Annotated in this window: 16 protein-coding genes; 4 read left to right on the forward strand and 12 right to left on the reverse strand. The window is 71.2% G+C overall.

Going from position 1 to position 20987, the window contains the following annotated elements; genetic code table 11:
• The first annotated feature begins 26 nt into the window (after window positions 1-26).
• Window positions 27-500, forward strand: coding sequence for a ferritin-like domain-containing protein (locus ACH4TL_RS00215; RefSeq protein ID WP_398322759.1), 474 nt, complete (start codon window positions 27-29; stop codon window positions 498-500).
• Between the two features lie 34 nt (window positions 501-534).
• On the forward strand, window positions 535-1467 hold the full coding sequence (locus ACH4TL_RS00220; protein ID WP_398322756.1) for an aminoglycoside phosphotransferase family protein: 933 nt from the start codon (window positions 535-537) through the stop codon (window positions 1465-1467).
• A gap of 64 nt (window positions 1468-1531) precedes the next feature.
• On the opposite strand, the gene ACH4TL_RS00225 is transcribed toward ACH4TL_RS00220, so the two are convergent.
• The 7 genes from ACH4TL_RS00225 to ACH4TL_RS00255 form a co-directional block, all read right to left on the reverse strand.
• Entirely contained in the window at window positions 1532-3241 is a 1710-nt protein-coding gene (locus ACH4TL_RS00225) for a proline--tRNA ligase (RefSeq protein ID WP_398322753.1), read from the reverse strand.
• An 85-nt stretch (window positions 3242-3326) separates the two neighbouring features.
• The gene (locus ACH4TL_RS00230) at window positions 3327-3893 is read right to left on the reverse strand and encodes a GNAT family N-acetyltransferase (protein ID WP_398322750.1); all 567 of its coding nucleotides are present in this window, start codon (window positions 3891-3893) and stop codon (window positions 3327-3329) included.
• 30 nt (window positions 3894-3923) lie between these two features.
• Window positions 3924-4769 carry a GNAT family N-acetyltransferase gene (locus tag ACH4TL_RS00235; RefSeq protein WP_398322747.1) on the reverse strand — a complete coding sequence of 282 codons (846 nt, stop codon included), beginning with the start codon at window positions 4767-4769 and terminating at the stop codon, window positions 3924-3926.
• 232 nt (window positions 4770-5001) lie between these two features.
• Window positions 5002-6159, reverse strand: a complete 1158-nt coding sequence (gene ispG / locus ACH4TL_RS00240) for a flavodoxin-dependent (E)-4-hydroxy-3-methylbut-2-enyl-diphosphate synthase (protein ID WP_398301521.1) — start codon at window positions 6157-6159, stop codon at window positions 5002-5004.
• Between the two features lie 140 nt (window positions 6160-6299).
• Window positions 6300-7601 (reverse strand): M50 family metallopeptidase, encoded by a 1302-nt coding sequence (locus tag ACH4TL_RS00245; RefSeq protein ID WP_398322744.1) that lies wholly within the window; start codon window positions 7599-7601, stop codon window positions 6300-6302.
• Window positions 7598-8863, reverse strand: a complete 1266-nt coding sequence (gene dxr, locus ACH4TL_RS00250) for a 1-deoxy-D-xylulose-5-phosphate reductoisomerase (RefSeq protein WP_398322741.1) — start codon at window positions 8861-8863, stop codon at window positions 7598-7600. The genes ACH4TL_RS00245 and dxr overlap by 4 nt, the downstream gene beginning before the upstream one ends.
• Before the next feature lie 148 nt (window positions 8864-9011).
• Window positions 9012-10946 (reverse strand): acyl-CoA dehydrogenase family protein, encoded by a 1935-nt coding sequence (locus ACH4TL_RS00255; RefSeq protein WP_398322738.1) that lies wholly within the window; start codon window positions 10944-10946, stop codon window positions 9012-9014.
• Window positions 10947-11149: 203 nt separating this feature from the next.
• On the opposite strand from ACH4TL_RS00255, the gene ACH4TL_RS00260 reads away from it, so the two are divergent.
• Both ACH4TL_RS00260 and ACH4TL_RS00265 read left to right on the forward strand, forming a co-directional pair.
• Window positions 11150-12157: a LacI family DNA-binding transcriptional regulator gene (locus ACH4TL_RS00260; RefSeq protein WP_398322735.1), complete on the forward strand. Its 1008-nt coding sequence runs from the start codon at window positions 11150-11152 to the stop codon at window positions 12155-12157.
• An 88-nt stretch (window positions 12158-12245) separates the two neighbouring features.
• Complete coding sequence (locus ACH4TL_RS00265; RefSeq protein WP_398322731.1) at window positions 12246-14288, forward strand: TIM-barrel domain-containing protein; 2043 nt, start codon at window positions 12246-12248, stop codon at window positions 14286-14288.
• Between the two features lie 49 nt (window positions 14289-14337).
• Here ACH4TL_RS00265 and ACH4TL_RS00270 read toward each other — a convergent pair whose 3' ends face one another.
• Genes ACH4TL_RS00270 through ACH4TL_RS00290 form a run of 5 tightly spaced genes read right to left on the reverse strand, consistent with a single transcriptional unit; the run spans window position 14338 to window position 20771 of the window.
• On the reverse strand, window positions 14338-15042 hold the full coding sequence (locus ACH4TL_RS00270; protein ID WP_398322728.1) for a hypothetical protein: 705 nt from the start codon (window positions 15040-15042) through the stop codon (window positions 14338-14340).
• A gap of 56 nt (window positions 15043-15098) precedes the next feature.
• Window positions 15099-17090, reverse strand: coding sequence for a beta-galactosidase (locus ACH4TL_RS00275; protein ID WP_398322725.1), 1992 nt, complete (start codon window positions 17088-17090; stop codon window positions 15099-15101).
• A gap of 44 nt (window positions 17091-17134) precedes the next feature.
• Window positions 17135-18091 (reverse strand): carbohydrate ABC transporter permease, encoded by a 957-nt coding sequence (locus ACH4TL_RS00280; protein WP_398322722.1) that lies wholly within the window; start codon window positions 18089-18091, stop codon window positions 17135-17137.
• Window positions 18088-19089, reverse strand: a complete 1002-nt coding sequence (locus ACH4TL_RS00285) for an ABC transporter permease (protein ID WP_398322718.1) — start codon at window positions 19087-19089, stop codon at window positions 18088-18090. The genes ACH4TL_RS00280 and ACH4TL_RS00285 overlap by 4 nt, the downstream gene beginning before the upstream one ends.
• A complete protein-coding gene (locus tag ACH4TL_RS00290) occupies window positions 19089-20771 on the reverse strand; it encodes an extracellular solute-binding protein (RefSeq protein WP_398322715.1) in 1683 nt (560 codons plus the stop codon). The genes ACH4TL_RS00285 and ACH4TL_RS00290 overlap by 1 nt, the downstream gene beginning before the upstream one ends.
• Between the last annotated feature and the right edge of the window lie 216 nt (window positions 20772-20987).

Raw genomic sequence — 20987 nt, forward strand, 5'->3', positions numbered from 1 at the left:
GCCCTCCCCGCGGAAGGAGTCCCCCGATGAACCGCGCCGCGACGCTCAAGGCCACCCAGGCCGCGCTCGCCGCCGAGCACGCCGCCGTGTACGGATACGGCGTCGTCGGCGGCCGCATCGGCGACGACCGTCTCGCCGAGGCGCGCGAGGGGTACGCCGCGCACCGTTCGCGGCGCGACGACCTCGTGCGCACCGTCCGCGACATGGGCGGTACGCCGCAGAGCGCGGCCCCCGCGTACGCGCTGCCGTTCGCGGTGCCCGACTCGTCCGCCGCGGTCCGGCTCGCCGCGGAGCTGGAGAACCGGGTGGCCGCCGTCTACGCCGACCTCGTACGGACCTCCGACGGCGCTCTGCGGCGCCAGGCGGCGGGCGCGCTGCGCGAGGCGGCGGTCCGGTCGGTGCGCTGGCGGGGCGGCGGCGTAGCCTTCCCTGGGCTCACTGAGCGCGCCGCGCCGGCCGCCCCGTCCGCGTCGGCGAGCGGAGCCGCCGACGGGGTCTGACAGTTCGGGACGACAGTGACAGGGGGAGCTCGGGATGGCAGCGGACGCGGGGGACGCGGGCCCCATCCAGGTGCCGAGACGGCTGCTGGACGCGGTGGGCGACGATCCGGCCGAGCCCGTACGGAGATGGCTGGCCGCCCTGCCGGAGCTGGCCGCGCGGCGGCTGCGGGAATGGGAGCTGACCCCCGAGCGGGTGGTCGCCCCCGGCGGCCGCGGCGGCCTGGTCGTGCTCGTCCGGCAGCCGGACGGCACCCCGGCCGCGCTCAAGCTCCCCGTACCGGCTCCGGGCACCGACGACGAGGCGGTCGCGCTCGCGCACTGGAACGGCTGGGGCGCGGCCCGGCTCCTGCGCGCCTCCCAGGACGGCGGCGCGCTGCTGATCGAGCGGCTCCAGTCCGCCGTGTCGCTGCGCTCGCTGCCGGAGGCGAAGGCACTGCTGGAGGCGGCGGGCACGGTGCGGCGGCTGTGGGTGCCGCCGCCCGCCGACGATCCGTTCGACTCCGTCGAGGGGCGTACGGGGGCGGCCGCCGGGCTCCTGCCGACACTCGCCTCGGGCGCCTGGGCGGCCGATGTGCGCCCGCTCGCCGACGAGGCCCTGGAACTGCGGTCAGGCCTGACCGCCGAGCCCCCCGAACGGCTGCTGCTGCACGGCGACTTCCGGCAGGGCAAGGTGCTGGCCGGGGAGCGGGCCCCGTGGCTCGCGGTGGGTCCGCTCCCGGTCGTCGGCGAACGCGCCTACGACCTGGCGCGGCTGGTCCTCGACCGCTGCGAGGACCTGGCCGCGGGCCCCGGCCCGGCCGCGGCCGCCCGCCGCCGCGTCGCCAAGCTGGCCGACTCCCTGGACGTCGACCGCGACCGGCTCCGGGGCTGGTCCCTCTTCCGCGCCGTGGAGACGGGCCTGCGGTACGGAGCCGCCGGTGACTGGCGGCGTGCGGAGTCGCTGCTGGAGTTCGCGGGCTGGCTGTAGGGGGCTCCGCGCCCCGGCCTTGTCCGGCGGCGGTTCCGCGGCCGGACAAGGCCCGGTGGCCGGTTCAGGACGTGAGGCGGGACACCGCTTCTTCGATGGGGAGCTCTTCGCGGGTGCCGGTGCGGCGGTCCTTGAGCTCCACCACGCCGTCCTTCGCGCCGCGGCCGACGATGAGGATCGTCGGGACGCCGATCAGCTCCGCGTCGGTGAACTTCACGCCTGGGGAGACGGAGGCGCGGTCGTCGACCATGACCCGGACGCCCGCCGTGCCCAGCTTCTCGGCGATGTCCAGGGCCAGCTCGGTCTGGAGGGCCTTGCCCGCCGCGACGATGTGGACGTCGGCCGGGGCGACCTCGCGGGGCCAGCAGAGGCCGGACTCGTCGTAGGTCTGCTCGGCGAGGGCGGCGACCACGCGCGAGACGCCGATGCCGTACGAGCCCATCGTGACCCGCACCGGCTTGCCGTTCTGGCCGAGCACGTCGAGCTGGAAGGTGTCGGCGTACTTGCGGCCGAGCTGGAAGATGTGGCCGATCTCGATGGCCCGGTCGAGCTCGATGCCCGCGCCGCACTTGGGGCAGGGGTCGCCCGGCTCGACGACGACCACGTCCAGGTAGTCGTCGACGTCGAAGTCGCGGCCGCAGACGACGTTGCGGGCGTGGGTGTCCGGCTTGTTGGCGCCGGTCACCCAGGCGGTGCCGGGGGCGACCCGGGGGTCGGCGATGTAGCGGAAGGACTTGCCCGCCAGGCCCTGCGGGCCGACGTAGCCGCGGACCAGGTCGGGGCGGCCCTCGAAGTCCTCGGCGGTGACCAGCTCGACCTCGGCCGGGGCCAGGTGCTCGCCCAGCTTGCCGAGGTCGACCTCGCGGTCGCCGGGGACGCCCACCGCGGTGATCTCGCCGTCGACCTTGACCAGCAGGTTCTTGAGGGTCGCGGAGGCCGGGACGCCCAGGTGCTCGGCGAGGGTCTCGATGGTGGGGGTGTCGGGGGTGTCCAGCTCCTCGACCGGCCCGTGCGCGCCGCCCTCGACCGGCGGGACGGTGGTCGTGACCGCCTCGGTGTTGGCGGCGTAGTCGCAGTTCGGGCAGTCCACGAAGGTGTCCTCACCAGCCGCGGCGGGGGCCAGGAACTCCTCGGAGGCGGAGCCGCCCATCGCACCGGAGACGGCGGAGACGATGCGGTAGTCGAGGCCCAGGCGCTCGAAGATCCGCTGGTACGCCTCGCGGTGCAGCCGGTAGGACTCGGCCAGGCCCTCGTCGCTGGTGTCGAAGGAGTACGAGTCCTTCATCTGGAACTCGCGGCCGCGCAGCACGCCCGAGCGCGGCCGGGCCTCGTCCCGGTACTTGGTCTGGATCTGGTAGAGCATCACCGGCAGGTCCTTGTAGGACGTGCACTGGTCCTTGACCGTCTGGGTGAAGATCTCCTCGTGGGTGGGGCCGAGGAGGTAGTCGCCGCCCTTGCGGTCCTTGAGCCGGAACAGCAGGTCGCCGTACTCCTCCCAGCGGCCGCTCGCCTCGTACGGCTCCTTGGGGAGCAGCGCGGGCAGCAGCACCTCCTGGGCGCCGATGGCGTCCATCTCCTCGCGGACGATCCGGGAGACGTTCTCCAGGACCTTCTTGCCGACCGGCAGCCAGGTCCAGATGCCCGCGGACGCGCGGCGGACGTATCCGGCCCGGACGAGCAGCTTGTGACTGGCGGTCTCGGCGTCGGCCGGGTCTTCGCGCAGCGTCTTCAGCATCAAGGTGGACATGCGCTGGACGTGGGCGGCGTTGGCCATGGGGTCTTCTCCTGCGTACGAGATGGATGTCAGGAGGTTAGCCGCCCGGGGACGCAACCCGGAAATGCGCTCCGTGAAGCGCGCACTACCGACGGAGCGGCAGGGGGGCGCCCATGACGGCGTACGGGCTGGGCGCGCTCGGGAAGAGCACCGGGCGGGCCAGGTCGTGGTAGCCCAGCGAACGGTAGAGGCAGCGGGCCGGGCTGTCGGCGTCGATGGCGGAGAGGATCGAGCGCGGCTGCACGGCCCCGTCGGTGATCGCGGTGATCAGGCGGCGTCCGATGCCGAGGTTCTGGTAGTCGGGGTGGACGTGCAGCTCGGTGATGACGAAGGCGTCGTCCAGCCAGTCCTCGTGCCCGGCGGCGCGCAGATACGGCTGGACGATGGTGGACCACCAGTGCGTGCGGTCGTTGGGCATGCCGTAGACGAAGCCCACGAGCCGCCCCTGCGGGGTGGTCGCGCCGAGGGCGCGGGCGCCGGGGCTGGTGAGGTGGCGCAGCACGATGTGCCGCCGTACGCCGATCTCCTCGTCCGACAGCCCGAACGCCACGGCCTGCACGGCCAGTGCCTCGTCCACGCGTGCGGCGAGGTCGAGCGGGCCGACGACGACACCTCGGGGGTCCGGGGGAGGTCCCCCGGGCATCTGCAGCATGGGCGGCACCCTACTGGCCCGGTCCGGCGATCAGAACAGCACGCTCATGAACGCGCCGACCTCCTGGAAGCCGACGCGGCGGTACGCGGCGCGGGCCGCGGTGTTGTAGTCGTTGACGTAGAGACTCGCCACCGGGGCGATCCCGTTCAGCGCGTAGTTCAGCACGGCGGCCATGCCGGTCTCGGAGAGCCCGCGGCCGCGGTACTCGGGGGCGACCCAGACGCCCTGGATCTGGCAGGCGTGCGGGGTGGCGGCGCCGATCTCGGCCTTGAAGACGACGCGGCCGTTCTCGACGCGGGCGAAGGAGCGCCCGGCGGCGACGAGTTCGGCGACCCGCGCCTGGTAGAGCAGCCCGCCGTCGCCCGCGAGCGGTGAGACGCCGACCTCTTCGGTGAACATGGCCACGCACGCGGGCATGATCACGTCCATCTCGTCCTTGCGGACGCGGCGCACCCGCGGGTCGGGCGGGACGTCGGCGGGCATCGAGGCGGTGACCATGAGCGGCTGATGCGCGCGGACCTCACGGGCCGGGCCCCAGCTGGGCTCCAGCAGGGACCACAGCTCGGCGGTGGTGTCGGAGGGGCCGACGATGGAGGAGCAGCGCCGCCCGGACCGGCGGGCGCGCTCCGCGAAGCCGCGTACGGCCTCGGGGGTGGCGCAGATGGGGACGAGGTTGGCGCCCGCGTAGCAGAGCGACTCCAGCCGTCCGCCGCTGTACCAGCCCCACATCTCGCCGCCGAGACGCCACGGGTCCAGGCCGGCGACCTGGACGCGGGCGGCGACGAAGGCGTTGGAGACGGGGTCGCGGTTGAGCACCGCGAGGGCCGAGTCGAGCTCTTGGGGCTCGAGGACCCTGGTGGTGGACGTCGTCAGCACGTGTCGGATTGCCTCACCGGTTGCGGGCCTGCGGGCCGGAGGGGGACTCGATTCCCCGCACTGTACCCCGCAGACCCCGCACACCATCCAGCGCAGCCCACCGGCTTCGGCCGGGGGCACGCCACCGCTGGCGTCGTGGGTGCCTCCGGAGCGCGGGTGCCCCCGTTCTTCCGGCTGGGGGCACCTCCCAGCGGTAGCTGGGGGAGAACCGAGCCTTGAAGGGGGGCGGCGGTCAGCCGCTGACGGAGACCTGGGGTTCGCCGGAGGCGATCCCGTCCTTCTCCATCTGCTCGGCGATCTTCATGGCCTCGTCGATCAGGGTCTCGACGATCTTCGACTCCGGCACGGTCTTGATGACCTCGCCCTTCACGAAGATCTGGCCCTTGCCGTTGCCGGACGCCACGCCGAGGTCCGCCTCGCGGGCCTCGCCCGGGCCGTTGACGACGCAGCCCATGACGGCGACCCGCAGCGGGACCTCCATGCCGTCGAGACCGGCCGTGACCTCGTCGGCCAGCTTGTAGACGTCGACCTGGGCGCGGCCGCAGGAGGGGCAGGAGACGATCTCCAGCCGCCGCTGGCGCAGGTTGAGCGACTCCAGGATCTGGATGCCGACCTTGACCTCCTCGGCCGGGGGCGCCGAGAGCGAGACCCGGATCGTGTCGCCGATGCCCTCGCTGAGCAGCGCGCCGAAGGCCACCGACGACTTGATCGTGCCCTGGAAGGCGGGCCCGGCCTCGGTGACGCCGAGGTGGAGCGGGTAGTCGCACTGGGCGGCCAGCTGGCGGTAGGCGTTGACCATGACCACCGGGTCGTTGTGCTTCACGGAGATCTTGATGTCCCGGAAGCCGTGCTCCTCGAACAGGGAGCACTCCCACAGGGCCGACTCCACCAGCGCCTCGGGCGTGGCCTTGCCGTACTTCTCCAGCAGCCGCTTGTCCAGCGAGCCCGCGTTGACGCCGATGCGGATCGGCACGCCCGCGTCCGAGGCGGCCCTGGCGATCTCCTTGACCTTGTCGTCGAACTGCCGGATGTTCCCCGGGTTGACCCGCACGGCGGCGCATCCGGCGTCGATCGCGGCGAAGACGTACTTCGGCTGGAAGTGGATGTCCGCGATGACCGGGATCTGCGACTTCTTGGCGATCACGGGCAGCGCCTCGGCGTCGTCCTGCGACGGGCAGGCGACCCGGACGATCTGGCAGCCCGAGGCCGTCAGCTCCGCGATCTGCTGGAGCGTCGCCCCGATGTCCGCGGTCACCGTCGTCGTCATGGACTGCACCGAGATCGGTGCGTCGCCGCCCACGGCGACCGGCCCGACCTGGATCTTCCGGCTGACCCGGCGGTCGGCGAGCTTGGTCGGTACGGACGGCATTCCGAGTGAGATCGCAGTCATCTGGTTCGTAGCCCCAAGAAGGTGTTTGAGTGGCCCGAGATCGGCGGGCTCCGGATCCGAGATTACGGCACCGGGTGGTGCCGCAGCACACTCCGGCCCCGAAGTCCACCTAAAGGCGAACTTCGGGACAGTTCACATCATCACGAAATTCGCACGGGGTTCACCACGTCGGCCACCAGAACGAGCAGCGTGAAGCAGATGAAGATCCCGGCGATCACATAGGCGACCGGCATCATCTTGGCCACGTCGAACGGACCGGGGTCGGGCCGCCGGACCAGCCGGGCGAGACGGCGGCGCAGGGACTCCCACACCGCGCCCGCGATGTGGCCGCCGTCCAGCGGCAGCAGCGGCAGCATGTTGAACAGGAACAGCGAGAGGTTGAACCCGGCGACCAGGAAGAGCATCGTCGCGATGCGCTGCGAGGGCGGGATGTCGAGGTTGGCGACCTCGCCGCCGACCCGGGCGGCGCCGACGACGCCCATCGGGGAGTCCGCCTTGCGGGGGGCATCCCCGAAGGCCGCGTTCCACAGGTCGGGGACCTTGGAGGGCAGGTCGACCAGGGACTGGACGCCGTCCTCGACCATGGTGCCCATGCGGTCCACGGACTGGCCGAAGGACTGCTTGACCACGCCGTTCGCCGGGGTGAAGCCGAGGAATCCGGCGCTGACGTACTGGCCCTCGACGTAGCCGCCGTTCCCGTCGGACTTGGCGACCTTGTTGGTGATGAGGTCGGCGTGGAGGGTCTTGCGGGCGCCGTCCCGCTCGACGGTGATCGTCGCGGGTCCGGTGGTCTCGCGGATGTCCTTCTGGAGCGTGCCCCAGTCCGTGACGCGGCGGCCGTCGAAGGCGACGATCTTGTCCCGCGGCTGGAGGCCCGCGGCCTTGGCCGGGGAGTCCTTGGCGCCCTTGGGGCACTTGTCGGTCGCGGACGAGGCCGGGACCACACAGGCGGAGACGGTGCCGACGCTGGTGGTCTGGGTGTTGACGCCGAAGCTCATCATCACGCCGACGAAGATCACCACCGCCATGACCAGGTTCATGAACGGCCCGGCGAACATCACGATCACGCGCTTCCACGGCGCGCGCGTGTAGAACATGCGCTTCTCGTCGCCGGGCTCCAGCTCCTCGTAGGCGGCCGACCGGGCGTCCTCGATCATGCCGCGCCACGGCGAGGTGGAGCGCTGGGTGACCTTGCCGTCGTCGCCGGGCGGGAACATCCCGATCATGCGGATGAAGCCGCCGAGCGGGATCGCCTTGATGCCGTACTCGGTCTCCCCCTTCTTGCGGGAGAAGACCGTCGGCCCGAAGCCGACCATGTACTGCGGGACCCGGATGCCGAACCACTTGGCCGTGGAGAGATGGCCCAGTTCGTGCCAGGCGATCGAGATCCCCAGGCCGACGGCGAATACGACTATGCCGAGGACCGTCATCAATGTCGTCATGCGTGACCCTCCGGGGTCGCCTTCGCCGCGCGGGCGGCCAGTTCACGGGCGCGGGCACGGGCCCACGTCTCGGCTTCGAGGACGTCCGCGACGGTGAGCTGAGTTCCCGCGGAGGGGGCGCCGTGCTCGGCCACCACTTCCGCGACCGTATCGACAATTCCGTTGAAGGGCAGCTTCCGGCCGAGGAAGGCGTCCACGCACTCCTCGTTCGCCGCGTTGAAGACGGCCGGGGCGGTGCCGCCGAGTCCGCCGACGTGCCGGGCGAGGTCGACCGAGGGGAAGGCCTCGGTGTCGAGGGGGAAGAACTCCCAGGTGTGGGCCCTGGTCCAGTCGCAGCCGGGGGCGGCGTCCGGCACCCGCTCGGGCCAGCCGAGGCCGAGCGCGATCGCCATCCGCATATCGGGCGGGCTCGCCTGCGCGAGCGTCGACCCATCGGTGAATTCAACCATCGAGTGGATATACGACTGAGGGTGGACGACCACCTCAATCCCCTCGAAGGGAATGTCGAACAGCAGATGGGCCTCGATGACCTCAAGACCCTTGTTGACGAGGGTCGCGGAGTTGATCGTGACGACCGGGCCCATGTCCCAGGTGGGGTGGGCCAGCGCCTGGTCCGGGGTGACCGCGGCCAGCTCGCGCTTCGTACGCCCGCGGAACGGGCCGCCGGACGCGGTGACGACCAGCTTGCGGACCTCCTGGCGGCCGCCGCCGAGCAGGGCCTGGAAGAGCGCGGAGTGCTCGGAGTCGACGGGCACGATCTGGCCCGGCTTGGCGACCGCCTTGACCAGCGGTCCGCCGACGATGAGGGACTCCTTGTTGGCCAGCGCCAGCACCCGGCCCGCCTCCAGGGCGGCCAGGGTGGGCGCGAGGCCGATGGAACCGGTGATGCCGTTGAGGACGGTGTGGCACGCGGAGCGGGCCAGCTCGGTGGCCGCGTCGGGCCCGGCCAGGACCTCCGGAAGCGGCTCGCCCGCCCCGTACCGCGCGGCCAGCGCCGCGCGCACCTCGGGCACCGCCTCCTCGCGGGCGACCGCGACGGTGGCGGCCTTCAGCTGGTGGGCCTGCTCGGCGAGCAGCCCGGCCCGCCCTCCGGCGGCGGACAGGGCCGTCACCCGGAAGCGGTCCGGGTTGCGCAGGATCACATCGATGGCCTGGGTGCCGATCGACCCGGTGGAGCCGAGGATCACGATGTCGCGGGGGCTTCCGGGGTCGGCGGGGGCTGCCGGGGGGCGCAGATGCGGGTCAGCCAGGGAATCCGTCATCTGCCCATTGTTGCCCGTGCCGCGGCTCACGGATGACCGGGTCCGCGAGTTGTGGAAAACCCGGGTCGGCCGCCTGTGGACAACCGGGTCCGCCCGCGGACCGGCGGGCCGGATTCCGTCGCCCGGAACCGGCCCGCCGGTGCGGCGGTCATCTGATGGGGCGGTGGACGTTGTCCCTGTTCGACGGGCCGGGGGTGGCGTCGGCGATCCACGGCCCTTCGCCGCTGGGGTCGAGCACGCCCGCCTCCAGCCACTCGTACGAGCCGGAGAGCACCCCGGAGACCACCTTGCGGTCGAGGTCGTCGGTGTTGGTCCACAGCCGCCCGAAGAGCTCGTCGGCGCGGATGCGGGCCTGCCGGCAGAAGACATCGGCCAGCTGGTACGCCTCGGCACCGTGGTCGCCGCGGCTGCGCAGCATCTCGGCCCGTACACAGGCCGCGCTCATCGCGAACAGCTCCGCGCCGATGTCCACGATCCTGCTGAGGAAGCCCTGCTTGGTCTCCATCCGGCCCTGCCAGCGGGACATGGCGTAGAACGTCGACCGGGCGAGCTTGCGCGCCGAGCGCTCGACGTAGCGCAGATGCGGGGACAGGTCCCGGTGGCCTTCCGGATGGAACTCGGCGTAGGAGCGCGGGAGGTGGCCGGGTCCGGTGACCAGGCCCGGCAGCCAGCGGGCGTAGAAGCCGCCCGCCTTGGCGACCGCCCTGCCCTTGTCCGACAGGGACTTGTCCGGGTCGATGAGGTCGCCCGCCACCGACAGATGCGCGTCCACGGCCTCCCGGGCGATCAGCAGGTGCATGATCTCGGTGGAGCCCTCGAAGATCCGGTTGATGCGCAGATCGCGGAGCATCTGCTCGGCGGGGACCGCCCGCTCGCCGCGGGCGGCGAGCGAGGCCGCCGTCTCGAAGCCGCGGCCGCCGCGGATCTGGACCAGTTCGTCGGCCATCAGCCAGGCCATCTCGCTGCCGTACAGCTTGGCGAGGGCGGCCTCGATGCGGATGTCGTTGCGGTCCTCGTCAGCCATCTGGGAGGCCAGGTCGATGACCGCCTCCAGCGCGAAGGTGGTCGCCGCGATGAACGAGATCTTGGCGCCGACGGCCTCGTGCCGGGCGATCGGCTTGCCCCACTGCTCCCGGGCCGCCGACCATTCGCGGGCGATCTTCAGGCTCCACTTCCCGGCGCCCGCGCACATCGCGGGCAGCGACAGCCGCCCGGTGTTGAGCGTGGTCAGGGCGATCTTGAGACCGGCGCCCTCGGGGCCGACGCGGTTGGCCGCGGGGACCCGGACCCGGTGGAGGCGGGTGACCCCGTTCTCGATGCCGCGCAGCCCCATGAACGCGTTGCGGTTCTCGACGGTGACGCCCTCGGCGGCCGTCTCGACGATGAAGGCGCTGATCCCGCCCTTGTGGCCGTCGGACTTCGGCACCCGGGCCATGACGACGAGGAGGTCGGCGACCACGCCGTTGGTGGTCCACAGCTTGACGCCGTCGAGGATGTAGTCGTCGCCGTCGGGGACCGCGGTGGTGGCGAGCCGTGCCGGGTCGGAGCCCACGTCCGGCTCGGTGAGCAGGAAGGCCGATATGTCGGTGCGGGCGCAGCGCGGCAGGAAGCGGTCCTTCTGTTCCTGGGTGCCGAACAGCTTGACCGGCTGGGGCACGCCGATGGACTGGTGGGCGGAGAGCAGCGCGCCGATGGCGGGGCTGACGGATCCGGCCAGCGCGAGGGCCTTGTTGTAGTAGACCTGGGTGAGGCCCATGCCGCCGTACTTGGTGTCGATCTTCATGCCGAGCGCGCCGAGCTCCTTGAGGCCGTTGATGGTCTCGTCGGGGATCTGCGACTCGCGCTCGATGCGGGCGGGATCGATCCGGGTCTCGCAGAACTCGCGGAGCTTGGCGAGGAACGCCTCGCCGCGGCGCACGTCGTCCGGCGCCGGAGCGGGGTGGGGATGGATCAGATCGAGGCGGAAGCGGCCGAGGAACAGCTCCTTGGCGAAGCTCGGCTTGCGCCATACCTGTTCGCGTGCGGCCTCGGCGACCTGGCGCGCCTCACGCTCGGACACCGGCCTGACGGATGATGCGGTCATCGGTGCTCCCTTGCCGCAAATGACGATCTCGTGACATTACCGGCACGTACCGCTGTTCAGTGTGCCTCCGGCGGGCCGGGTCGGCAAAGTGGTGGGGCGGAGTGAAGCGCTTCGACACTCTCTGGACAGCTCCTGTCAAGCAGGGCTACTGTCTGTGTCGAAGCGCTTCACTACCCCCTCCTCGCCGGATGGAGTCCCCCCGCATGGTCACTCTCGCCGAGGTCGCCCGCCACGCGGGAGTCTCCGCCAGCACGGTGAGCTACGTCCTCAGCGGCAAGCGCTCCATCTCGGCGCCCACCCGGGAGCGCGTCGAGCGGTCCATCAAGGAGCTGGGCTACCACCCGAACGCCGGAGCCCGCGCCCTCGCCAGCAGCCGTTCCAACATCATCGCGCTGATGGTGCCGCTGCGGACCGATATCTACGTACCGGTGATGATGGAGGTCGCCATCGCGGTCGCCACCACCGCCCGCGCGCACGGCTACGACGTGCTGCTGCTCACCGGTGAGGAGGGACCGGCCGCGGTGCGCCGGGTCACCGGCAGCGGGCTCGCCGACGCCATGATCCTGATGGACATCGAGCTGGAGGACGAGCGGCTGCCGCTGCTGCACGCGGCCCGCCAGCCCACCGTGCTGATCGGGCTGCCCGCCGACACCATCGGTCTGACCTGCGTCGATCTCGACTTCACGGCCACCGGTGCGCTGTGCGCGGAGCATCTGGCCGCGCTCGGCCACCGGGAGATCGCCGTGATCGGCGAGGCGGCGGCCGTCTACGAGCGCCACACCGGGTTCGCCGAGCGGACCCTGGACGGGCTGCGCGCGGCCGCCCGCGAGCTGGGGCTGCGGCTGCTGCACCGCCCGTGCGAGGGCAGCTACGAGTCCATGGACGGCACCCTGTCCCGGATCTTCGACGAGCGCCCCGGCACCACCGGCTTCATCGTCCAGAACGAGGCCGCCATCGACCCCCTGCTCAGCCTGCTGCGGCGGCAGGGGCGGGCGGTCCCCGAGGACGTCTCGGTGGTCGCCGTCTGCCCCGACCAGGTGGCCACGAGCGCGTCCGTGCGGCTCACCTCGGTCGCCATCCCCGCGCAGGAGATGGGGCGGCGGGCCGTGGAGCTGGTGGTGGCCAAGCTCCAGGGCGACGCCTCCGAGCAGGTGGCGCTGCTGTCCCCGGAGCTGACCGTCCGGGCCAGCTCGGGCCCGGCCCCCTCCTGAGGGGTTCGGCGCCCCCGCCGGTTCAGCGCCGCGACCCGTACGCGCCGACCGTACGACCCTCACCGCCGCACCCCCGAGGAGCGCATCCGTGAACCCGTCGCAGCCTTCGCCCGCCTCTTCCGACCTCGCCCAGTCCTCCCCCACCGTCGGAACCTTCGCCGAGCGCGGCGGCGCCCTGGAGTGGAGCGGGCGCCAGGAAACCGTACGGCTCGAACCGTGGGGCCCCGACGCGATCCGGGTGCGCGCCCGGCTCGGCGGGCCGGTCCTCGACGGGCTGCCCGGGGCGCTCCAGGACGCCCCGCCACCGTCCGACCCCACCGTCGAGGTCGTGCACGGGCGCGCCTCGCTGACCAACGGCGCGCTCACCGCCGAGGTCGGCGCCGACGGCATGATCCGCTTCGTACGGACCGCGGACGGCGACGAGCTGCTGGCCGAGGAGCGCGCCCACTTCTGGTGGCCGGGGCCGCGGCTGCGTACCGCGACCGGCAACGGCTACCACCGCCTGGAGCAGCGCTTCCGCGCGTACGACGGCGAGAAGCTGTACGGGCTGGGGCAGCACCAGCACGGGCTGCTCGACCAGAAGGGCGCGGTCGTCGACCTCGTGCAGCGCAACTCCGAGGTGACCATCCCCGTCCTGACCTCCAGCCGCGGCTACGCGCTGCTGTGGAACAACCCGGCGATCGGGCGCGTCGAGCTGGGCGCGACCGGCACCCGCTGGGTCGCCGACAGCGCCCGCCAGATCGACTACTGGATCACCGCCGGGGATCCGGCCACCGCCCAGCGCCGCTACACCGCGGTCACCGGCCGCGCCCCCGTGCTGCCCGAGTGGGCGGCCGGGTTCTGGCAGTGCAAGCTGCGCTACCGCACCCAGGAGGAGCTGCTGACCGTCGCCCGCGAGCACCGGCGGCGGGGCTTGCCGATGTCCGTCATCGTGTGCGACTTCTTCCACTGGACGCATCTGGGCGACTGGACGTTCGACCCCGTGGCCTGGCCCGATCCGGCCGCGATGGTGCGGGAGCTGGACGAGCTGGGCATCCGGCTGATGGTGTCGGTGTGGCCGTCGGTCTCGCCACTGAGCGAGAACCACGAGGTCATGGAGCAGCGCGGCTTCCTGATCGGCACCGAGTACGGACCCGTGGCGCACGCCGACTGGCCCGACGAGCGGGAGGGCGAGCGGATCCAGGTCGCGTTCTACGACGCCACGAACCCGGACGCGCGGGAGTTCGTCTGGTCCCGGGTGCGGCAGAACTACCTGGAGCCGTACGGGATCCGCGCCTTCTGGCTGGACGCCTGCGAGCCCGAGCTGAAGCCCGGCTTCGCCGCGAATCTGCGCTACCACGCGGGGCCGGGTCCCGAGGTCGGCAACCTCTACCCGCGCGAGAACGCCCGCGCGGTGTACGACGGGATGCGGGCGGCGGGCGAGGAGGACGTCGTCACCCTCATCCGCTCGGCCTGGGCGGGCAGCCAGCGTTACGGCGCCGTCCTGTGGTCCGGCGACATCGGCACCGACTTCGCGACCCTGCGCCGCCAGATCGCCGCCGGGCTCAATGTGGCGCTGTGCGGCATCCCGTGGTGGAACACCGACATCGGCGGCTTCCACGGCGGCGACCCGGACGACCCGGCCTACCGCGAGGTGCTGATCCGCTGGTTCCAGTTCGGTGCGCTGTCCCCGGTGATGCGGCTGCACGGCTACCGCGCCCCGGGGCTGCCGCTGGGCCCGCACATGACCGGCGGCCCGAACGAGGTGTGGTCGTACGGCGAGGAGGCGGAGCGCATCCTCGGCTCGTATCTGCGGCTGCGCGAGCGCCTGAAGCCGTATCTGCTGGAGCAGATGCGCACCGCTCACGAGGAGGGCCTGCCGCCGCTGCGCCCGCTGTTCCTGGAGTTCCCCGGCGATCCGGCGGCCTGGGACATCGCCGACTCCTACCTGCTGGGCCCGGACCTCCTGGTCGCCCCGGTCCTGGAGCCGGGCGCGGCCGAGCGGACGGCGTACCTCCCGGCGGGCGCGCGCTGGACGGACGCCTGGACGGGCGAGGAGTACGACGGCGGCCGGGCGGTGACCGTCCCCGCGCCCCTGGACCGCATCCCGCTGTTCCTGCGGGACGGCGCCCATCTGCCGGTGCGGGACTGACCCGCCCGGGGCGTACCGCCGCCGCGGGGGGCGGCGGTACGCGGGGGCCTCAGCTCGCGCTGACGCCGAAGCTCTTGGTGCGGAAGTCCAGGCCCCCGGCCGACGAGGTGATCTCGTAGCCGAACTGGACGTCACCGATGGTCACATCGCCGAACCAGCCCTTGGTGTTCTTGATCCAGTTCACGATGGACTTGATGTCCACGGTGCCCGAGCTGGAGTTGGAGCTGCGGATGAAGGAGAAGACCTGGTTGGCGCCGTTGCTGCCCTTGTAGACGGTCCAGGTGTGACCGCCGAGGGTGACGGTGCCCTGGGAGGTGCCGAGGGGGCCGACCGCACCGGTCTTGTTGACCCAGAGCATGATCTCGTACGCGTGGTTGCTGTCCCAGATGTCGTACGAGGTGTTGTACGCGCCCGAGGACGGGACCGTGACGCTGTAGTTGCTGGTGAGGCTGTTGATGGCGCTGATCTTCTTGCCGACGACCTTCTTGGCGTTGGGGTAGGACTTGATGCCGCCGGTGTTCGGGTGGTTGGCCCACACGCCCCAGTCGCTGGCGGAGTTGGCCCAGATGGTCTGGGCGCCCGCGCCGGAGCCCCAGATGTTGTTGTAGAGCGTGTAGCCGCCGGTGGACCAGTTGCCCCACTGGTCGGAGGAGGACCAGGTGGCGGCCTGGGCGGGGGCGGCGGCGAAGCCGATCACGGTGAGCAGCGCCAGTAACGGGGTCAGGAGAAGCGAACGTACGGCTCGTCTTTGCACGATGCCGATTCCTTTCGGGTGGGGGGATTCCGGGGATCCCGGGGACGTGACGGGGATCAGGGCGGCGCCAGGGCCACGACCGCGTAGCGGTCCAGCCTGACCTGGGTGTCGTACACGCGGCCGGTCAGCAGATCGGTGCGCGCGGACGGGAGGGGGACGGCCGCCGGGGAGCGGCCGTGGTTGAGGAGGAACAGCAGGTCGCCGCGCGGTACGGCCTCGACACCGTCGGGGATGCCGGGCAGCGGCGGCGCCAGCCCGGCCTCGTCGGCGGCGCGGCCCAGCAGGGCACGCAGGGCGGCCGGTTCGGGGAGGGTGGAGACGTACCAGGCGGTGCCGTCGCCGTAGGCGTTGCGGGTGACGGCGGGCAGGCCGTCCAGTTCGCCGCCCTTGATGCGGGCGACCGGTTCGGCGGTGGCCGTCTCCAGGTCCTCGGACCAGAGGGTTCCGGTGAACGGGCCGAGCCAGGGGCCCTCGGCGGTCACGGTCTCGTCCTCGTCCAGCGGCCACCATTCGTGGACGGTCCGCAGGCCGAGGATGTCGCGCAGCCGCTGGTCGACGCCGCCGGGGCGGATCCGGTCGTCCCCGTCGGCGACGCCGGTGAAGAAGCCGCAGACGAGGGTGCCGCCGCCGCGCACGTACCCGGCCAGGTTCTCCAGCGCCTCGTCGGTCAGCAGATACAGCTGGGGGACGGCGACCAGGGCGTAGTCGGCGAGGTCGGCGTGCGGATGGGCGAAGTCGGTGGTGAGGTTCCGCTCCCACAGGGCCCGGTGCCAGGCGCGCAGCACCTGGTCGTAGTGGAGCCGGGAGGAGGGCCTGCCGTCCTGGACGCTCGCCCACCAGGCATGCCAGTCGTGCAGGAGGGCGGCCCGGGCGGGGACATCGCTGCCCGCGGCGCCGCCCAGTTCGCGCAGCTGGGCGCCGAGTTCACGGACCTGAGCGTAGACGCGGCTGTGCTCCCCGGCGTGGGGGACCATCCCGGAGTGGAACTTCTCAGCTCCCTGCCGGGACTGCCGCCACTGGAAGAAGCAGATGCCGTCGGCGCCGCGCGCGACGGCCTGGAGCGACCACAGCCGCATCAGGCCCCGCGGTTTGGGGTGGTTGACGCCGCGCCAGTTGACCGGGCCCGCGGCCTGTTCCATCAGCAGCCACGGCCCGCCCGCCTGGGAGCGGGTCAGGTCGTGGATCATCGCCCCGTACGCGCCGCCGTGGGGGTCCTTGGGGTCGGGGTAGACGTCGACGGAGACGACGTCCTCCTCGGCGGCCCAGGCCCAGCCGTCCTGGCCGATGAACAGCGGCATGAAGTTGGTGGTCACCGGGATGCGCGGGGTGCGCGCGGCCAGCGCGTCGCGCTCGGCGGTGAAGCACTCCAGCAGCGCGTCGCTGGTGAAGCGGCGGAAGTCCAGCGCCTGGGCGGGATTGCCCAGGTACTGGGCCCGGCGCGGCGGAATGATCTCCTCCCAGGAGTCGTAGCGCTGGCTCCAGAAGGCGTTCCCCCACGCCTCGTTGAGCGCGTCGAGGCGGCCGTACCGGGCGCGTAACCAGCGGCGGAAGTGGGCGGCCGTGGTGTCGCACCAGCAGTGGGTGCCGTACTCGTTGCCCACGTGCCACATCCGCAGGGCGGGGTGGTCGCCGTAGCGGTCGGCCAGGTCCTCGGTGATGCGCAGCGCGTAGTCGCGGTAGACGGGGGACGAGGCGCAGTACTGGTTCCGCGAGCCGTACCAGACGACCGAGCCGGTCTCGTCGCGCGGCAGCGTCTCGGGGTGGCGGGCGCCCATCCAGGGCGGCGGGGATGCGGTCGGGGTGGCCAGGCACACCTCGATGCCGCCCTGGTGGAGCAGGTCCATGACCCGGTCGAGCCAGCCGAAGTCGCGGGCCCCGGGGCGGGGTTCGAGCGTCGCCCAGGAGAAGACGCCGACCGTGACGGTGGTGACGCCCGCCTCGCGCATCAGCCGGATGTCGTCGTGCCAGACGCTCTCGGGCCACTGCTCGGGGTTGTAGTCGGCGCCGTAGAGGATGCGGCCGCGCGTGGCGTCGTTCAGGTCGGGCATACCGGCTCTCTCGGGTCGGGGCGGGCGGCTCGGTGTCAGCGGGGTCAGCCCTTGACGGCGCCGATGAGCATGCCCTTGGTGAAGTGCTTCTGGACGAAGGGATAGAGGACCGCGACCGGGATCAGCGCGAGCACCATGACGGCCATCTGCACGGCCAGGCTCGGGATCTGCTGGCTGGAGATCATCTGGGACATGCCCTGCGGCGCCTGCTGTTTGATCACGAGCTGGCGCAGGATCATCTGGAGCGGCCACATCTGCTGGTCGTTGAGGTAGAGCATCGCGTTGAACCACTGGCTCCAGTAGCCGACCGCGTAGAACAGCGACACCACCGCGATGACCGCCTTCGACAGCGGCATCACGATCTGGAACAGGATCCGCCACTCCCCCGCGCCGTCGATGCGGGCGCTGTCGACCAGTTCGGGCGCGGTGTCCTGGAAGAACGCGCGCAGCACCAGCACGTTGAAGACCGAGATGGCGCTCGGCAGGATCATCGACCAGTAGCTGCCCTCCAGCCCGACCCCGGTGACCAGCAGATACGTGGGGATCAGCCCGGCGTTGAAGAACATCGTGACGAGCAGCAGCATCAGGATCGGACGGTGCAGGAACGATCCGGAGCGGGAGAGCCCGTAGGCGCACAGCACGGAGACGACGGTGCTGATCACGGTGCCGACCGCGGTGAGCGCGAGGCTGACGAGCGTCGCGCGGGTCACCGTGCCGCCGCTCAGCAGCTCGGTGTAGGCCCGGAAGGTGATCGTCTTGGGGACGATGACGAGGCCGCCCGCGTCGGTGATGGTCCGCTGGTCGGAGAGGCTGGTGACGACCACCACCCACAGCGGGCCGAGGATCGCCAGGCACACCCCGGCCAGGGTGAGGCCCTTGAGCCCCTGGCCGACCTTGCCCGGCTCCTCCTCCCACACCGGGCGCTTCTCCCGGCCGCGCCCGCGCAGCGGCTGGGCGGAGGGTGTCGCGGTCGGGGCAGCGGGCCGCTCGGTCACGGTCATTTCCGGTAAACCCCCTGCTCGCCGAGCATATGGGCGACTTTGTTGGCGATCAGCACCAGGACGAGGCTGAAGACGCCCTTGATCAGGCCGCCCGCGGCGGCGATCCCGTAGTCGGTGTTGGCGATGCCGACCCACCACACATAGGTGTCGAAGACCTCCGAGGCGCCCGGCCCCACCGCGTCGCGCTGGAGCAGGATCTGTTCGAAGCCGACGGTCAGCGCGTCGCCGACGCGCAGCACCAGCAGCAGGGCGATCACCGGGCGCAGCGCGGGCAGCGTGACGTGCCACATGCGGCGCCAGCGGCCCGCGCCGTCCACGGCGGCCGCCTCGTACAGGTCCTGGTTGACGGCGGACAGCGCGGCGAGGAAGACGATCACGCCCCAGCCCGCGTCCTTCCACACCAGCTGCGCGGTGACCAGGAACTTGAAGACGCCCGGGTCGGTCATCAGGTCGAAGCCCTCGTACCCGTGGGAGCGCAACTGCTGGGCGAGGAGCCCGGCGCCGCCGAGCATCTGCTGGAAGACGGTGATGACCAGCACCCAGGAGAAGAAGTGCGGCAGGTACAGGATCGACTGCACCAGGCCCCGGAGCCGGTCGCTGAGCACGCTGTTGAGCAGCAGCGCGAGCGCGACCGGAACCGGGAAGAACAGCACCAGCTGGATGAAGGTGATGCTGAGGGTGTTGGCGAACGCGTCCCAGAAGCGGCTGTCCTGGAAGAGCAGGGTGAAGTTGTCGAACCCGGCCCAGGGGCTGGTCCACAGCCCCTGGGTGAACGGGTCGTAGTCCTTGAAGGCGACCGTGGTCCACAGCAGCGGGACATAGGTGAACAGCACGAGCAGGGCGACGGCGGGGGCCGTCATCAGCAACAGGGTGCGGTCGCGGCGCAGCCGGTGCCACCAGCGGACGCGGTCCGCGGGGCGGGTGCGGGTGCGGGCGGCCCGGCGGTCGCCGGTCGCCGTCCGGTCGTGGAGGTTCCGGTCGTCGAGGTCCATCGCCATCAGGCGCCGCTGCCGTTCTCTTCCAGCAGCTTGGCGTACCAGTCGCGGAGCCGGTCGCCGCCGCCGCTGCGCCAGTCGCTGATGGCCCGCTGGGCGTCCTTGATCGACTTCCGGCCGCGGGTGACGTCCTTGGCCAGGTCCTCGAAGGGGGTGTAGAGGGAGGCGTACCGGTTGGGCTCCTGGATCTGCATGCCGTAGAAGAGCGGCTTCTTCGCGTACTTGCCCATGCGCTGCATCCAGCCGCAGTAGTCCTTGACCATCTGCGGGAAGTCCGGATACGCCACGCTGGCCTGCGGGGAGGCGATGAAGCGGTAGGTGTCCTGGACGTCCCGTACGCCGGTGGCGTTCTTCACCGGGACGCCGTTCTTCATGGTGTGGTGCACGCCTTCGACGCCGTAGTCGATGAGCCGCTGCTCCTTGGTGCCGAAGGGCGCGGCGATGAAGTTGGCGAGGGCGAGGATTTCCTCGATCTGTTCCTTGCCGAGGTTCTTGTTGAGGAAGGACCAGATCGCGGCGGGCGGATCGAGATAGATGACCGGGTCGCCGCCGTCGGGAGCGAAGTAGTCCATTCCCTGGATCTTGAAGTCGGGGTTGGGCTCGGCCTGTTCGAAGGTGGCGCCGTACCATTTGGCGTCGCCGTCGTTGTACATGAGGGTCTGGCCGGAGGTGAAGCGGGTCAGCGCGTCATTGGCCTTGCCCGCGACCGCGTCGGGGTGGACATAGCCCTTGGCGAAGAGCTTGCGGCACCACTCCAGGGCTTCCAGATAGTTGTCGGTCTCCACCTTGTGGACGAGCTTGCCGTCCTTCTCTTCCCAGTAGTACGGCTTTTCGCCCGGGCAGCCGAAGATGCGCTGCGCCGACCACCACATGTCGTCGCATGCCCACACCTTGCTCTTGGGCCGGGTGATCTCCTTGGCGAGGGCGAGGAATTCATCCGCGCTCTTCGGGACCTGGTATCCGTTCTTCTTGAACAGGTCCTCGCGGTAGTACGGGATGACCCCGGAGAGCGGACGGGAGGGCATCGGCAGACCACGGAGCTTGCCGCCGAAGACGGACATCTGCCAGGCGGCGGTGGGAATGGCGGCCAGGTTGGGGTATTTCTTCACCTTGTCGCCGGAGAGATACGGGCCGAGATCGGCGAATTTGGCGCTGACCGCGCCGTGGATCTTCCCGCCCATCTCCCACAGCGGAATCATCACGATGTCGGCGATGTCTCCGGAGGCGAGGACCGCGCTGAGCTTTTCGCCGTAGGTGTTGCCGTCCTGCGGCTGAAGCTTGATCTTCGCGCCGAGCGCATCGTTGACGGCCTTGTAGTACGCGTTGTTCTTGGGCGGCGGGGTGCCCCACAGCGGCTCGAACATGGTGTAGCTGCCGCCGTGGCCGGGCTTCCCCTTCACGGAGGCGACCAGTTCGGCGGCGGGCGGGGCCTTGGTGTAGCCGGGGCTGGAGCCGTTGACACTCGGAATATCCGGGTCCGCCACCTTCGAGGCCACATAGGTCGGCAGCAGCTTCTTCAGATCCTTGCCGGAGGTGATCCCGTTCTTGTTGTCGCCGCCCTCCGTGGAGCACGCGGACAACAGCGGAACGCCTCCCGTCACGGCCGCCGCGGCGATCGCCGTGGAGGCCAGGAAGGTTCTCCGGCTGGGAGAGGAAGTGGAGGCCGAAGCCTGGGAGTTCGGCATTGCGTCAACCCTTCGTGGCGAGCCCGCCGTACGACCAATGGTCGAAGCGCTTCGATATTGCGCTGAGATTAAGTCGGGGGGTCAGGTCGCGCAAGGGCCGGGCGGGAAAGAGTCGCCGAAGGTCGGTTGCTTCTCGCCTTATCCCAACGTGGTGGCGAGAAAGGGATGTTGACTCGCAGCGCCTTGACAGGGTGGGGATCGGACACGCAGCATCGA

The organism is Streptomyces sp. NPDC021115, assembly GCF_044333065.1.
GTDB lineage: Bacteria > Actinomycetota > Actinomycetes > Streptomycetales > Streptomycetaceae > Streptomyces.